This is a genomic window from Arthrobacter sp. TmtSoilC79, assembly GCF_059739405.1.
Genome location: NZ_AP046051.1, coordinates 1,694,712 through 1,709,788, shown reverse-complemented (window position 1 = coordinate 1,709,788; position 15,077 = coordinate 1,694,712). Strand labels below are relative to the sequence as shown.

Sequence of the window (15,077 nt, the reverse complement as noted above, 5' to 3'; positions counted from 1 at the left end):
TCAATCGTGGGGTGCGCCCGTTGCGTGGTCAAGACTGACTGGTTCCGGGACCCGCTGAGGACATCTTCCGGTTTTGGTAGTGACAAATGTGAAAATTGGTGGAAGATGTACGTAGACGCAGCCGGAAACGGCGTGGGGCGAATAACCAATGCATGCGGAGCTGGGGAGCATCCGAATGAAGTGGGGATCCCTCGGTGGACACGCGCAATCGCAGTGTTCTTCAGCTTGGTTTGGCATGTCTTGCCTTCGCCGGTCGCTCAAGAACCGCTCATAAAACTCCTCGTCACCTTTCAGCAGGCCCGGTGGGCGGAAGCCGGCAACGCAACAGGCTCACGGCAATTCTGGCAACGGCCAGCCTGGCAACGGCGGCGCTTACCGGGGTGCTGACGGCGGGCCCGGCTTTTGCGGACCAAGCACGGCAAACTGTGGCCACCGGTCTGACCAATGCTGCCGGCACTGTGGTGGATCCTGCCGGACGCCTGTGGGTTTCCGATGCACGCGCAGGATTCTGTCGCGTAACAGAGGCATCCGGTGCAACCGCGGGTGGACTGGAAACAAACACCTGCCTGGGCGGGACACTTCCAGGTCACGCCAATGGTCCGGCCCTGGCCGGTACGCCGGCCATGATCGATCCCTCCCCTGCCAGCCACGGCAATGGCGACGAAATCGCATTCATTCCTGATGCCGCCGTCGGAAGTTCCGACGTCGTACGGGCGCTCTGGAATACTGGCAGCGGGCTGTTCAAATACGACGGTGCCCTCACCATCTTTGACGGCGACCTGCGGCCTAACGCCGTCAGCGACGGTCCGGACGGCAATATCTACCTCTCGTTCGCCAACGCCCGGTCGATCGTGAAGATCGTGGACCCCACGGCGCTGCATCCGAGCATCGAATCCATCGCATCGGTAAACTCCAAATCCCTCAGCCTTGCGGCCACGCACCGCAACAGCGCGGGGAATGTTGTGGTGTACGTCGCCGAAACTACCGGACTGACAGTATTTACGGCTCCGGACGACGGTGTCCTGACCAACTATGTCCCGACGCCCCTCTATAACGTCGGTAAGCCGACGGCGATCTTCTACGACTGGCAATCACCCCTGGTCCTCTACACGGGAACCGGCGGTGGAACAACCACAGCTGATGCCGGCAAGGACACGATCACCAGGATTGACCTGAGCACGGACACCGTCAACAACCAATGGGCCCTCGGCTTCAGCAAGATCGGTGGCCTGACCATGCGTGATGGCAAACTCCTGGTCATGGAAGACCCGGGACAGCTGGACCCCGCGAAGCCCGCTGAACGCGGCAGGCTGCTCGCCTTGGGAGGCGTTGTTCCATCCATCGTCAGCGGTCCGACGGCGGCAAACGGAACCCAGGCTGCCAACCCCGCCTTCACCAACGATTCCACGCCAACGTTCACGGTAGCCTCAACACCTCCGGGCGGCGCGCTTGAATGCAGTCTGCAGTTGAGCACCGCGACGCCGGTGTGGCAGGTGTGCACCGGCGGAACGTTTACACCGTCCACGGCTCTGGCCAACGGGGCCTACACGTTCTCAGTGCGGGCGGCACCAACCGGCCTCCCGGTATCACGGGCATTCACTGTCGACGTCACGGCTCCTGCAGCCCCGGTTATCACCTCACCTACTGCCAACGCAACCGTCAACGGCTCCCCTGTCCTGGGGGTCACTTCAGATACCGACTCGACCCTGTCCTGCTCGGTGGATTCCACCACGGCCTTTACAGCCTGCAGCAACGGACAGGTCCTGAGCCTGGCCACAGCAGGTCAACATGTGCTGCGGGTTCGGGCCACGGACATGGCAGGCAACGTCAGCCCCGTCGCCTCTGTGACCGTGACTGCCGATCTGACCGCACCCCAGGTATCGATCAGTTCGCCGGCAGAAGGAGCAACGGTGGGCATCTCGCCCTCATTCACCTTCGCTTCAACTGCTACGGACATTGCTGGATTCCGGTGCAAGCTGGGCTCAAATGCCTACACGGCCTGCACCTCGCCCAAGGCCTACACCAACGTTCCAAGCGGTCCCGTCAGCTTCACGGTTGAAGCAAGGGACAACGCAGGAAACACCTCTACTGCCACGAGGAACGTCACCGTGTTTGCCGCCGACACGGCTCCGCCGGTTGTCACTGCGGATCCGGTTGCCGGCACCTACGGCGCTGGTAAGTCCATCACGTTGTCCGTCAATGAGGCCGCCACCATTTACGTCACCACAGATGGTACGACGCCTACGACGTCGAGTCCGGTGTACTCCGGCCCTCTTCCCTTGACCTCCCTGACCCTTAAGTACTTTGCAAGGGATACGGCAGGAAACTCCTCGGCCGTCGCAACCCAGACCTACGTGCTGGACAACACTGCACCCACCCTGACCGTGGCGCCGGCCGCTGGAGGATACGCCTCGGGACAACCAGTGACCATGTCATCGAGCGAACCGGGCAGCATCTTCTACACCACCGATGGCAGCACGCCGGCGACATCTGCCACGGGAAGCACGTCTGCCTACACCAACCCGATCGTGCTGACCGGCAACACCACAGTGAAAGCCGTTGCTGTGGACGCCTACGGAAATGCCTCCGCACTACTCACACGGGTCTACACGGTGCTGGACACAACACCTCCGGTGGTTACGGTGGCACCGCCTGCGGGCAGCTACCCCGCCAACCAGCAAATCACCCTGACGGCAAATGAGGCGGGTGCCAGCATCTACTTCACTACCAACGGCACGAATCCTACGGCTACAGCAGCCAACAAGTACTCCACGGCCATCACGCTGACCGCTGCCATGACGCTGAAGTACTTTGCCGTTGACACCTCGAACAACAGTTCGGCCATCGCAACGCAGGCCTACACCGTGACTGCACCGCCGACGAATACCTGGAAGGACTACACCGGTGATACAAAGAACGACGTCGTGGCACGCGACAACGCAGGAACCCTGTGGCTCTACCCGGGCAACGGTGCCGGAGGTTGGTTGACCCAGCGCTCGCTCGGCACAGGCTGGAACTCATTGAATGCGATCGTCCCCACCAAGGACTTCAATGGTGACGGACGCAGTGACGTCCTGGCACGGGACACCAACGGCGTCCTGTGGCTCTACCCTGGGAATGGGTCAGGAGGCCTCCAGCCCCGGGTCCAGGCCGGCACAGCCTGGGCAGGCATGACACTGATACTGGCACCGGGCGACTTCAGCGGCGACGGAAAGGCCGATGTCATCGCCAGGGACTCTGCCGGAATCCTGTGGCTTTACCGAGGGAACGGCACCGGCGGCTTCGCTTCGAGCGCCCAAATCGGCACCGGATGGAATTCCATGAATGCCATCCTGAGCACCGGTGACTTCAACGGCGACAGCAAGACCGATGTCCTGGCCCGTGACACCTCGGGGATCCTCTGGCTCTACCCCGGAAACGGCACCGGCGGCTGGCTCAGCCGGGTCCAAGTCGGTAGCGGCTGGAGTGGAATGACCGCAATCCTCGGACCGGGCGATTTCAACGGAGACGGCAAGAATGACGTCCTCGCACGTGACGCCGGCGGCAACCTGTTCCTGTACCCAGGGAACGGGACGTCCGGGTGGCTCTCCCGCAGCCAGGTGGGCTGGGGCTGGGGAGGTTTCACTTCCCTGCCGTAGGGAGGTGGGACAACGAGGGGCCCGGACGCTTATGCGTCCGGGCCCCTCCTTGATTCAGCACATGCTTAGGTTCGTTCCTTCATCGGATGCATGGTGGGCCTGTTCGGGCTTGCCTGGATATCCAATTGCAGGGAGACCAGCAGCATCTGGACGCCGAGGACAAAGGGAACCACAGCCAGCATCACTGATCCCGCCGTCGGTGATCCAACGCTTGCTGCAAGCACCCAGATACCGGCCACAAGGCCCATGACGATGAGGGCAATACCGGCGATCAGCAGGAGGGCAACTGCGGAGAACGACCACACCATGTACTTCCACCAGATACGGCGCCAGAAGCCGCCAAAAAGCATGGCAAGAAGTTCAGGAATGACTTTGCGGAGCTTGATGCTGGAGACTTCGTTGCCGTAAACAGCCGGAATCGGAACGTCCACAATCGGTACATCAAGGATGTTGAGGTGGATCAGGAGATCGTTTTCGAAGCTGTAGCGAGCTGCCACCTTATTCATGGGGAGGCGGCGCAGGACCTCGGTGCGAATGGCCGTGTAGCCGTTCTGCGGGTCGAAGATGTGCCAGTAGCCCGAAGCAAGCTTGGTCATGAAGGACAACACAATGTTGCCGAAGATCCGGTAACCCGGCATCCCCGCGAATGATTCACCTGAGAAGAAGCGATTGGCTTTGGCGAATCCGTAACCATCCACCACCGGGTCAAGGAGCTGGGGCAGGTAGTCCGGATCCATCTGGGCGTCACCGGCCATTACCACGTTGATGTCGGCCCCCAGTTCCATGGCGGCCTTGTGCGCCGTCAGGACAGCACCACCAACACCCTGGTTGACTTCGTGGCGGATCAAGGTGACCCTCCCGTCGTCGGCGCGACGTGCAGCCCCCGAGGTATCGTCCGGGCTGCAGTCATCGACGATCACGATGTCATCAACAAAATCAGGCATCGTTTCGATGACCTGTGCAATGTGGTTTTCTTCTTTATAGGCCGGTACTACCGCGGCAATTCGAACGCCTCGATACATCGATTATCCTTCGCTGCTGTTTGGTGTGAGTTTCGGTGTTGGCGCGTCGGTATCCGACTGGCCATCTGAGAGTTCGCTGCCGCTGTCCGTTTGCTTCTTTTGCGGGAAGACCCAGTGCTTGTAAATAAAGTAGTTCCATCCCATGGTCACGATGGTCGCCACCACTTTACCCACCACGTATCCGGCACCGATGAACTGGAACAGCTCAACTATGCCCATCACGGCGAGGGTGTTGAAAACCAGCAGCCCTGAGTAGCGGAGGACGCCGCCCAAAGCTGTTCCTCCGCCGTTGAAGGCAAAGTGTCGCTGCAGGAAGTAGTTGAAGAAGAAGCTGCCCCAGAAGCCTGCGCCGGTCGCCAGCCATAGCGGCCATCCGAAGACCTGGTAGCACAGGGCCAGCAGACCGAGGTCCAGGAGGAAGCTCAGGCCGCCGATCAGGAGGAACTTGAACAGGCTGGACGCCAGGAACTTGGAGATGAATGCCTTCATAATCAGCAGATCCTTCCTAGCGGTGCAATGCCATCGGGGTTCCGGTTCTCGAGGATCCCCGCGACACCATCGAGTTGGAGCCGGTCCTTGGCAGCGGCGTCAAATGCTTCTTTGCCTCCGGGCAGCTGCGACCAGTCGATCTTGTACAGCGCAGCATTGCCTTCCCGGACAACAAGTTGAAGGTAGGGAATGGTGTCAGGCTGGGTCAGTCCCGCCTTTGGCTCGTCCCACGCCCGGATCCGGCCATCGGCAATGTACACCCATTCAATGCCCAATTCAGCGGCTGCGTCCCGCACCTCTGAATCCGTGGCAAGCTCGGGGAGCTTTTGAAGCACCAACAACTGGCGGTTCGTGGGAAGGATTTCGAAGTGGCGGATCATGGGCATGCGGTTGCCCAGGGCGTACATCCAGACTGAACCGTCGCAGGAGTCGTTCAGGACGGTGGCATCCTGTGGCACGTACTGGTCCATCTTGCTGAGCAGCCCGACTTCGGACGCGCTCAGCGTGGCACCGTCCACCTTGGTATTGATGTTGATGCGTTGGGCGTTTTGCTTGAAATAAGGGATGGCCGCAATACCACTGACAAGGAGCACTGCCGCGGCGGCAACTGCAGTGACCACGTGGCTTGGCCTGCGACCGGCTTTGCTCCCATCCGCAGTGGTGCCAGCCGACCTGCTGCGCACCTTTCCAATCAGCCAGGCGATGCCTTCGGCAAGCTGCGCTACTCCCAAGCCCGCAAGAGGCACCAGGAGCATGACGAGGATACCGAAAATACGCCATTGGTCGTCGTAGAACGGGGCTGTCAGGGTCATGAAGCGCGGGTTGTCCGTTCCCATGGTGTAGACCGAGAGGAAAGCGAAAGCCAGGACAGGACCGAAGTACCACCACATCCGGATTCTGAGTACTACCGCCAGGCAGCCGAGCGCCACAAGGGCCGTCAGGATCGGCATGGCCATGGAACCGTGGTTCAGGAAGATGATGTTTTGGATTGCGCCGTTGCGGTCGGTGTCCGCGGCCCAAACCTGCTTGGAGACGCGTTCTGATTCCTTCAGCATCTGGGCGATGATCGGCCAGCCAAGGACCACTGCCAGAACACCGGAGACTGCAAGGTAAACGGTGATGCCAAGGATCCTGCCCTTGCGGCGGATCAGCGCGGAAAGCAACCAGAAAATCAGTACGGGGAGCACCACGAAGGCGAGCGAAGGATGAACTGCTATCAGTCCTACCGCTCCGAAGGCTATGCCAGGGATCCAGAACTTCTGCCGTTCCACTGCCCCTCTGACTGCAAGCAGGGCAAACGGGCCCACCAGCAGCATGCCTGCAAAGAATGGAATCAGCGGCCCACGCCAGAGGAGATCGTACGGGTATACGGTAAACCAGCCGGAAACGGCTGCGGCTGCAGCCAGGGCAACCGGACGGCGGGTGACCAGCATGGTCAAGGCCATGGTGCTCAAGGGGAGTTGAACTGCCATCATCACCAGGACAAAGACATTCAGGAATACCGGGATGCTGACGCCGCTCATCGGCCAGAAAAGCGACAACACCGCATGGAAGGCAATCGGGTAGCTCCGGATCGGAGCCTCAGGAATTGTGGTGTCGTAGTAGGCAAAGTTGCCGGCGACACTCGGATCCCATTCGTGGTTCACCGAAATTAGCCGGATCATGTTGGCGTGCCAGGGAATATCCCAGTCCTGGTTGATCCCCTGGAGGCCTTCGGTACCCACAATCCATGAGACCGCCGCAACAACACCGCCGGCGGCCAGGCCGGCGAGGAGGATCCACCACGAGCCCTTAAAGCCCTGTTTTCCGAAGACAGGCGGCTGGGCAGGGACCCCGAACTTATCCGGGAAATAGCGCCTCAGCGCAATCCTCACAGCAAACAGGAGCGCAGACAGGACCAGCAGGACAGCAGTCACCGGAAGCAACTGCCAGCTCAGTCCCAGCGCGTTGCCCATGACACCGATGACGGTCAAAACGCCCATTCCCAGCAACGGTGCCACTACGGGGAGCAATACGCGGCGAACACCCAAAGCTTCGCCCAGGATCCAGCCTGGACCCCACCACAACACAACGATCAGGAGTACACACAACAGCAGCGGGCCGATACCCATTCCTACGATCGCCTTTCTTAGATGCTTCCACCAGCCATCCGTTGACAGACGACTCTTTGCAATTGGACGCGGTTAGTTACGTTCCCGCAGCCACGCCACAGCTTGATCGGCCGGGCCCTCGAACTGGACTGTGCCAGAGGACAAAACCACGCCCCGATCGCAGATCCGGGAAATCATGTCGAGGTCATGGCTGACCACAACCAAAGTGCGCCCCTCGTCCGAGAGCTGCTTGATTTTCGCCAAGCACTTCCTCTGGAAAGGTTCATCACCCACGGCAAGGATTTCATCTACGAGGAAAATGTCCGGCTGGGTGTGAACTGCCACTGCAAAGGCGAGGCGGAGGAACATCCCCGAGGAATAGAACTTAACTTCGGTATCGATGAACTGTTCGATCTCGGAAAAGGCGACGATGTCGTCGAACTTCTCTTGGATCTCCTGCTCCGTCATACCCAGGATGGCGGCGTTGAGGTAGACATTTTCACGCCCGGACAGGTCCGGGTGGAAACCGGCGCCTACCTCGATCAAGCCGGCAACCCTGCCTTTGGTTCGTACAGTCCCCTGGTCGGGCAGGATGACTCCGGAAATGAGCTTCAAAAGCGTGGACTTACCCGAACCGTTGAAGCCCAGCAACGCCACGGTCTCGCCCGGCTGGATCTCAAAACTGACATCATGCAGGGCATCGAACTTCTTGGTGAGGTCCCCCTTGCGCCCCTTCACCAGCCACACCAGCGTTTCCTTCAAGGAGTGCGAATGGCGGAGATTGAAGGTCTTCTTCAGGCCCTTGACGATTACTGCAGCACCCATTTAGACCTCCTGCGCAAAGTGGCCCTCGAGCCGTCGGAAGACGATCTGGCCAATAACAAGGAACAGCGCCGCCATGCCCAGGCCGATGAAGCCGGTCACCAGGAGGTGCGGGGGCAATTCGACTGGCTGATTGACGGTGGGGTACCAAAACGCCCAATGGAACAGTTCCACCGCAACGGTAATGGGGTTCAGCTGGTAGATCGTCAAGACCCACGGAGCTGCCAAGCGGCGGATCATGGTCCAGTCGTACAGAACCGGCGATGTCCAGGTGACGATCATCATCAGCATGTCGACGATGTTCTCAGCGTCCCGGAAAAAGACATTGATGGCACCGGCCAGCAGTCCGAGGCCGGTAGCCGTGACAGCCACGATGACGAACCCCAGGAGGGCGCCAAAGAGCTGCATGAGGTCCGGATGCCATCCGCTAAGGAGGGCTGCGGCCAGCAGAACGATCAACTGCGGCAGGAAGTGCACGGCGGCCACCCATACGGAGGCCACTGGGAACAGCTCACGCGGAAGATAAATCTTCTTGACCAGCGCCGCGTTCGACACGATGGATCGGGTGGCGTTCGAGAACGCCTCGGAGAAGAAGTTGATCACAATGACGCCGGAGAACATGTAAAGCGCGTAGTTGGGAATTTGGTCCCCAACGCGCAACACGATGCCCAAGGCGAAAAACAGGACCACGTACTGGACCAGCGGCTTGACGTAGGACCACGCCAAACCCAGCACCGAGCCGCGATAGCGGACACGGAGCTCCTTGCGGACAATCAGTTTGAGCAGGTACCGCCGGCGGTAGACGTCCAGCAGTCCGGCGCCCACCCCCGGAACTGCATACGTATCAGTGGAGTTCGACATCGCTACTTGCCGGGCTCCGACTTTTCAAAGGTTTCCCGCCAGGAGTCCATCGACGTGATCTCAGGAAGGGCTTCACGATACTGCGCACGCAGGGACTCCCAATTGGAGAAGAGCTGGGCGTGCAGTTTTGCCGATTCCACCACGAGCTGGCGGGCCAGCTTGGGGTCACGCAGGTGCCAGGAAGCTCCCGTGCCGTCCGCGTTGGACACGACGGCGCTGTCCAGGTGCGCCAGGCTCCACCATTTTCCATCCTGGTGCGCTACCTGCGCCTCAGGGTTCTCCTTGGCGGAGTCACGCACAGGGGCCAGGGTTTGCTTCAGGACGGTCTTCACAGCCCAGGGCAGCAGGCCAAGTGCGCCGGGCTGCTTGTAGGACTGGGGTTTCTTGGGCGGACGCTTACGGAAGACCTCCGGGAAGGCCCCTGGATCCGTCTTGACCTGGGAGTCCTGGAATTCCTCGCGCATTGCGCGCAGTTTGGGCATGGTGGTGGGCAACTGCTGGTGCAGTTTGCCTGGCCCCTCGAGGACGTCACGCAGGGCCATGATCCGCGCCTGCTCAGGGTAATACTGCATGGACACCAAGTGCTTGACATCCGTGTTCAAGCTTTCGCGCAGGATCCGTCCGCCCTTGGGGAACGGTGAGTGCAGGAGCGTCGCGATGAGCCTGTTGCGCTCGTGGTAGTAGGCCTGCCAGTCAACTGAATCGTCCTTGTCGGCCCAGGAGACGTGCCAGACCGCTGCACCGGGGAGAGTGACCGTGGGGTATCCGGCAGCCCGGGCGCGCAGTGAGTATTCAGCGTCATCCCACTTGATGAAGACGGGGAGGGAGAGGCCAATGGTCTCCACCACGGTCTTGGGGATAAGGCACATCCACCAGCCGTTGTAGTCAGCATCCCAGCGCCTGTGCAGCTGGGGGGTGGACCGCAGGCCGGCAGATGAGAAGTCATGGTTGCCCAGGCCCTCTACGGGGCCCCACAGGAAGCGGTAGAAGTTCACTACCTCGGAGTAGGCATGCAGTACTGACTTGTTGTACATGTCAAACATGTGGCCACCAACAATGGTGGGCTTGCGGCAGAGGTCAGCGAACGCCACGGCGCGCATGACGCCCTCGGTCTCTAGCTCAATGTCATCGTCAAGCAGCATGACGTAGTCGCTCTTGTCGGAAACGACCATCTCGTACATGTTGCGGGCGAAGCCCCCGGAGCCACCGAGGTTGCCCTGGTTGATGATCCGGAGCTGGTCACCCATGGACGCTGCGACGGCATCGAATCCGGCTTCGTCGGCGACCTTCTTGTTGCCTTGGTCCACGATGATCAGCTCGGCGAGGATCTCCCTCAAGCCGGCGTCGGCGTCGATCGACTTGATCGTCTCGAGGCAGTAGTCTGCGCGGTTGAACGTGGTGACGCCCAGCGTCACGCGGCCCTGGGGGCGTCCGTCATCCGGAACCGACCAGTGCGCACTGTTCAGTGTCATGCCGTCGCCGCCGGCGATGAGGTCGAACCAGTACCAGCCACCGTCGCCGAATGGCGCCAAGGTCAACTCAAAGTCATTGCTGGCCGTGCCCTCAACGAGGATGGAGTCAACACGCTGCGAGGCGCCGCGTGCGTTGGAGCGGTAAACAATGACCGTCCCCTCGCCCTCTGTTTCAAGGTGCAGGACTGTCTTGGTGGCAACGGTCCACTTCCGCCAGTAACTGGCCGGAAAAGCGTTGAAATAGGAGCCGAAGGAGAGCCGCTCGCCTCGGCGGACCTGCACGGAACCACGGCCCAGGATGTCCTCGGGGTGCAGCTTCCGCGTCATGCCAACGGCCTGCACGACGGCGCTGCTGTCGCCATCTTCCTTTTTCACCTTGCTGGTGTCCGGGTCGACGTACAGGGGAAGGGTGTCGAGGTCGCGGTTGGCGGGGAAAACAACACGCTGAACTATGCGCAGGTTTTCCTTGGCCGGTGCCAGGTCATCCGTGGTGGTCATCGCAGTCTTCTGACTTTCGTTCGTAGTAGCCGTCATGCGTCCACTCCCCCGCTTTCAAGCTTGGCGCCGCCAGTGAAGTGCGGCTTGATCTTGTTGTCGTACATGGAAAGGGCAGAGCCAATGGCCATGTGCATGTCGAGGTACTTGTAAGTTCCCAAGCGGCCGCCGAAGAGGACGGACTTCTCGCCGCGGGCAAGGTCACGGTAGGCGAGCAGCTTCTGGCGGTCATCAGAGGTGTTGACCGGGTAGTACGGCTCATCGCCCTTTTCAGCGAAGCGTGAGAACTCGCGCATGATGACCGTTGCGTCCTTGGTGTAGTCACGCTCAGGGTGGAAGTGGCGGAACTCGTGGATGCGCGTGAAAGCTGCATCAGCGTCCGGGTAGTTCATCACAGAACAGCCTTGGAAGTCCTCAATGGGAAGTACTTCTTCTTCGAGGTCGATGGTGCGCCATGACAGGTCGCCCTCGGCGTAGTCGAAGTAGCGGTCCACCGGGCCGGTGTAAATGACGGGAACCTGGCCAAGAACGGAAGACCGGCCATATTCGCCGTCGTCGAAGAAGTCCGTCTTCAGGACGACCTCGATGTTGGGGTGGTCCGCCATCCGCTCAATCCAGGCTGTGTAACCGTCAACCGGGAGACCTTCATAGGTGTCGTTGAAGTACCGGTTGTCATAGTTGTACCGGACTGGAAGCCGGGAAATAATTTCAGCGGGCAGGTCCTTGGGATCCGTCTGCCACTGCTTGCCTGTGTAGTGCTTGATGAATGCCTCGTACAGGGGGCGGCCAATCAGCTGGATGCCCTTGTCGTTGAGGTTCTGCGGATCGGTACCGGCCAATTCACCGGCCTGCTCCGCGATGAGTGCTTTCGCTTCGGTGGGGCTCATTGCCGACCGGAAGAACTGGTTGATGGTGCCCAGGTTGATAGGCATCGGGTACACCTCGCCTTTGTGGCTGGTGTACACCTTGTGCTGGTAGCTCGTGAACTGGGTGAAGCGGTTCACGTATTCCCAAACGCGTTCATTCGACGTGTGGAAGAGGTGGGCACCATAGCGGTGGACCTCGATTCCCGTCTGCGCTTCGTTCTCGCTGTAGGCGTTTCCTCCAATATGGTGGCGGCGATCGAGCACCGCGACCTTCAGCCCCAACTCGGTAGCGGCGCGTTCTGCAATGGTCAGGCCAAAGAAACCCGAGCCGACGACGACGAGATCAGCGTTCACAAACTCTCCTGTGTATTGGCGTGCGGGCACAGAAATGCCCACGTCTACTGGTCAAGGCTACCCGACATGACGCGGGTTCCCTGTATCCGGGGCGGGGCATGGTGGCGACGGGCCGCACCGGGAAACGGCAAGGGGAGGTTGGCCGGCGGCCAACCTCCCCTTGGTGCTTTGCTTGATCCGGAGTGCTCAGAGAGTGATGACTGAGCCGGATTTCGCGGATTCCAAAACGGCCTCTGCGACCCTCAGGGTCTCAAGGCCTTCGGCCATGGTGACGATGTTCAGCGACTTTCCGAGAACTGCATCACGGAATGCCTCATGCTCCATTTTGAGGGGTTCCCGCTTGGCAAGCGCAAAGCGAGTCGAGGATCCCTCGGATACTCCACGGAACGCCGCGACGGAATCCCAGTCCGTCTGGAACGTACCGTTCTCCACGAAGGTCAGATCCGCGGAAATGGTGTCAGCAATGAACGCTCCGCGTTCACCGAGAACCACTGTGGTGCGTTCCTTCATGGGCGACAACCAGTTGACGATGTGGTTGGTCACAACACCACTCTTGAGGTGGCCGATGGCCGTGACCATATCTTCATGCTCGCGGCCGCTGCGGGACGTAGTGTGGGCAACGACATTGACGAAGTTGCTCTGGGCCAGCCAGGCCGTGAGGTCAATGTCATGGGTTGCGAGGTCCTTGACCACGCCGACATCGGCGATGCGGGCCGGGAACGGTCCCTGGCGCCGCGTGCTGATCTGGTAGACGTCGCCCAGGTCCCCGTTCTCCAACCGGTCCCGGAGGCTTTGCAGTGACGGGTTGAACCGCTCAATGTGCCCGACGGCGCCGATGAGGCCCCTGGATTCAAAGGCTTCAGAAATGCGCCGGCCGGACTCGGAATCATTTGCGATCGGTTTCTCCACGAGGCAATGAACGCCAGCCTCGGCGAGCTGGAGTGCCACTTCCTCGTGCAGGATGGTGGGCACTGCCGCGACAGCCATGTCGATGCCCTGAGCGATGAGTTCCTCAACCGTGGAGAAGACCGTCAGGCCGTCGGCAACGTTGTGGGGGTCGCCGAAGGAATCGGCTACGGCAACCAAATCAACGCCTTCAAGCTCACGAATGACACGGGCGTGGTGGCGCCCCATCATTCCCAGTCCGATGAGGCCTGCGCGCAGATTTGCCACTAGCTGCCCGCCTTGGCCACAGCGTTGACGGCTGCAACAATCCGGTCCAGGTCATCCTGGCTCAGTGACGGGTGTACCGGCAGCGACAGGACGCTGGCAGCGGCCTCTTCAGTGACGGGGAGGTCATCGGAGGTCTGGAAAGGTGCAAGGCGATGGTTGGGAATCGGGTAATAGACTCCGCAACCGACGTTGTATTCTTCGCGGAGGGCCTTGGCGAAACCGTCGCGGTCTTCAGCGATGCGGATCGTGTACTGGTGGTAGACGTGCTCGTAACCCTCAGCGACCTTCGGCGTGACGACGCCTTCGATGTTCGCGTCAAAGAATGCCGCGTTCTCCTGACGGGTCTTGGTCCAGCCGTTGACCTTGGTCAACTGGACGCGGCCAATGGCGGCATGGATGTTGGTCATCCGGCAGTTGAAACCAACCAGTTCGTTTTCGTACTGGCGCTCCATGCCCTGGTTGCGCAGCAGGCGGAGCCGACGCTCGACGTCGTCCAGTCCAGTGCTGACCATGCCGCCCTCACCGGACGTCATGTTCTTAGTGGGGTAAAGGCTGAACATGGCGAAGTCTCCGAAGGTGCCAACCTTGCGTCCGTTGACCGCTGCGCCATGGGCCTGTGCCGCGTCCTCGAAGACCTTGACGCCGTGCTTGGAGGCAAGGGCGCCAATCGCATCCACGTTAAACGGGTGGCCGTAGAGGTGCACCGGCATAATCGCAGCGGTACGATCCGTGATCTTCGACTCCACGGATGCCGGGTCCAACGTGTAGTGGTCGGGATCAACGTCGGCAAAAACCGGAGTTGCACCCGTCAATGCCACCGAGTTGGCGGTCGCCGCGAAGGTGAAGGACGGAACAATGACCTCGTCCCCAGCGCCGATACCGGCAGCCAAAAGGCCAAGGTGCAGGCCGGACGTGCCGGAGTTAACAGCTACCGCTGCCCTGCCGTCAAGGAGGACCTGGGAGAACTCCTGCTCGAAAGAGGCTACCTCCGTGCCTTGGGCGAGCTGGCCGGAAGCCAACACGGCATCAACGGCCTTGCGCTCTTCATCGCCGATGATGGGTTTGGCGGGGGGAATGAATTCGGGGCTCATGCCTCTACCTCTCGAAGGGTCTCGTTCTGTTCAACATACGTTGCGCCGGTTTCCGGACACACCCAGTTCTCACCGCTGCGCTGCAACGGGAAACCGGCCTTGCCGACCCAGCCATGACGCTTGGCCGGGACTCCGACCATCAAGGCAAAATCCGGGACGTCTTTGGCCACTACCGCTCCAGCGGCAACTGTGGCCCACCGACCAATGGTCACGGGCGCGACGCACACGGCGCGCGCACCGATTGAGGCGCCCTCCCGGATGGTGACGCCAACCGGCTCCCAATCATGGGCGCTCTTCAAGCTGCCGTCGGGGCCTACAGCTCGGGGGTAGGTGTCGTTGGTCAGCACAACTGCCGGGCCAATGAACACACCGGCTTCCAGTTCCGCGGGCTCGTAGACAAGTGCATAGTTCTGGACTTTGCAGTTGTCTCCCATCTTGACCCCGGTGCCGATGTAGGCACCTCGTCCCACGATGCAATTGACGCCTAGCTCGGCCTGCTCGCGGACTTGGGCAAGATGCCAAATCTTTGATCCATCACCAATTACCGCCTTGTCTGAAACATCGGCGCTCTCTGCAACCACTATCACCGGTGAAGGTCCTTCCTCATTGAGCACACGCGACAACGAGATTCATCTTAGCGGAGACACCATGCCGCAGCGTCAAGGGCCATCCGCGAAGATCGATGCCCGTTTGTCCACATACGT

General features: G+C 60.6%; 11 protein-coding genes. 1 reads left to right on the top strand and 10 read right to left on the bottom strand.

What is annotated here, in order from left to right; genetic code table 11:
- Positions 1–302: 302 nt before the first annotated feature.
- Entirely contained in the window at positions 303–3,638 is a 3,336-nt protein-coding gene (locus AC6JA3_RS07910; RefSeq protein ID WP_223943351.1) for a chitobiase/beta-hexosaminidase C-terminal domain-containing protein, read from the top strand.
- Between the two features lie 65 nt (positions 3,639–3,703).
- On the opposite strand, the gene AC6JA3_RS07905 is transcribed toward AC6JA3_RS07910, so the two are convergent.
- The 10 genes from AC6JA3_RS07905 to AC6JA3_RS07860 all read right to left on the bottom strand — a co-directional run bounded on the left by AC6JA3_RS07905 (position 3,704) and on the right by AC6JA3_RS07860 (position 14,987).
- Positions 3,704–4,660, bottom strand: coding sequence for a glycosyltransferase family 2 protein (locus AC6JA3_RS07905; protein ID WP_026540071.1), 957 nt, complete (start codon positions 4,658–4,660; stop codon positions 3,704–3,706).
- A 3-nt stretch (positions 4,661–4,663) separates the two neighbouring features.
- The gene (locus tag AC6JA3_RS07900) at positions 4,664–5,149 is read right to left on the bottom strand and encodes a GtrA family protein (RefSeq protein WP_026540070.1); all 486 of its coding nucleotides are present in this window, start codon (positions 5,147–5,149) and stop codon (positions 4,664–4,666) included.
- 2 nt (positions 5,150–5,151) lie between these two features.
- Complete coding sequence (locus tag AC6JA3_RS07895; RefSeq protein ID WP_347783184.1) at positions 5,152–7,260, bottom strand: DUF6541 family protein; 2,109 nt, start codon at positions 7,258–7,260, stop codon at positions 5,152–5,154.
- Between the two features lie 72 nt (positions 7,261–7,332).
- Entirely contained in the window at positions 7,333–8,064 is a 732-nt protein-coding gene (locus tag AC6JA3_RS07890; RefSeq protein ID WP_026540068.1) for an ABC transporter ATP-binding protein, read from the bottom strand.
- A complete protein-coding gene (locus AC6JA3_RS07885) occupies positions 8,065–8,922 on the bottom strand; it encodes an ABC transporter permease (RefSeq protein WP_026540067.1) in 858 nt (285 codons plus the stop codon).
- Between the two features lie 2 nt (positions 8,923–8,924).
- Entirely contained in the window at positions 8,925–10,928 is a 2,004-nt protein-coding gene (locus AC6JA3_RS07880) for a glycosyltransferase (RefSeq protein WP_026540066.1), read from the bottom strand.
- The gene (gene glf, locus AC6JA3_RS07875; RefSeq protein WP_347783182.1) at positions 10,925–12,109 is read right to left on the bottom strand and encodes a UDP-galactopyranose mutase; all 1,185 of its coding nucleotides are present in this window, start codon (positions 12,107–12,109) and stop codon (positions 10,925–10,927) included. The genes AC6JA3_RS07880 and glf overlap by 4 nt, the downstream gene beginning before the upstream one ends.
- A 186-nt stretch (positions 12,110–12,295) precedes the next feature.
- Complete coding sequence (locus tag AC6JA3_RS07870) at positions 12,296–13,282, bottom strand: Gfo/Idh/MocA family protein (RefSeq protein ID WP_026540064.1); 987 nt, start codon at positions 13,280–13,282, stop codon at positions 12,296–12,298.
- The gene (locus AC6JA3_RS07865) at positions 13,282–14,373 is read right to left on the bottom strand and encodes a DegT/DnrJ/EryC1/StrS family aminotransferase (RefSeq protein ID WP_026540063.1); all 1,092 of its coding nucleotides are present in this window, start codon (positions 14,371–14,373) and stop codon (positions 13,282–13,284) included. The genes AC6JA3_RS07870 and AC6JA3_RS07865 overlap by 1 nt, the downstream gene beginning before the upstream one ends.
- On the bottom strand, positions 14,370–14,987 hold the full coding sequence (locus AC6JA3_RS07860; RefSeq protein WP_026540062.1) for an acyltransferase: 618 nt from the start codon (positions 14,985–14,987) through the stop codon (positions 14,370–14,372). The genes AC6JA3_RS07865 and AC6JA3_RS07860 overlap by 4 nt, the downstream gene beginning before the upstream one ends.
- Positions 14,988–15,077 lie beyond the last annotated feature (90 nt).

Coding starts and splice junctions, on each gene's coding strand:
- AC6JA3_RS07905 (WP_026540071.1), bottom strand. CDS start 4,660: ATGTATCGAGGCGTTCGAATTGCCGCGGTAGTACCGGCCTATAAAGAA.
- AC6JA3_RS07900 (WP_026540070.1), bottom strand. CDS start 5,149: ATGAAGGCATTCATCTCCAAGTTCCTGGCGTCCAGCCTGTTCAAGTTC.
- AC6JA3_RS07895 (WP_347783184.1), bottom strand. CDS start 7,260: ATGGGTATCGGCCCGCTGCTGTTGTGTGTACTCCTGATCGTTGTGTTG.
- AC6JA3_RS07890 (WP_026540068.1), bottom strand. CDS start 8,064: ATGGGTGCTGCAGTAATCGTCAAGGGCCTGAAGAAGACCTTCAATCTC.
- AC6JA3_RS07885 (WP_026540067.1), bottom strand. CDS start 8,922: ATGTCGAACTCCACTGATACGTATGCAGTTCCGGGGGTGGGCGCCGGA.
- AC6JA3_RS07880 (WP_026540066.1), bottom strand. CDS start 10,928: ATGACGGCTACTACGAACGAAAGTCAGAAGACTGCGATGACCACCACG.
- AC6JA3_RS07865 (WP_026540063.1), bottom strand. CDS start 14,373: ATGAGCCCCGAATTCATTCCCCCCGCCAAACCCATCATCGGCGATGAA.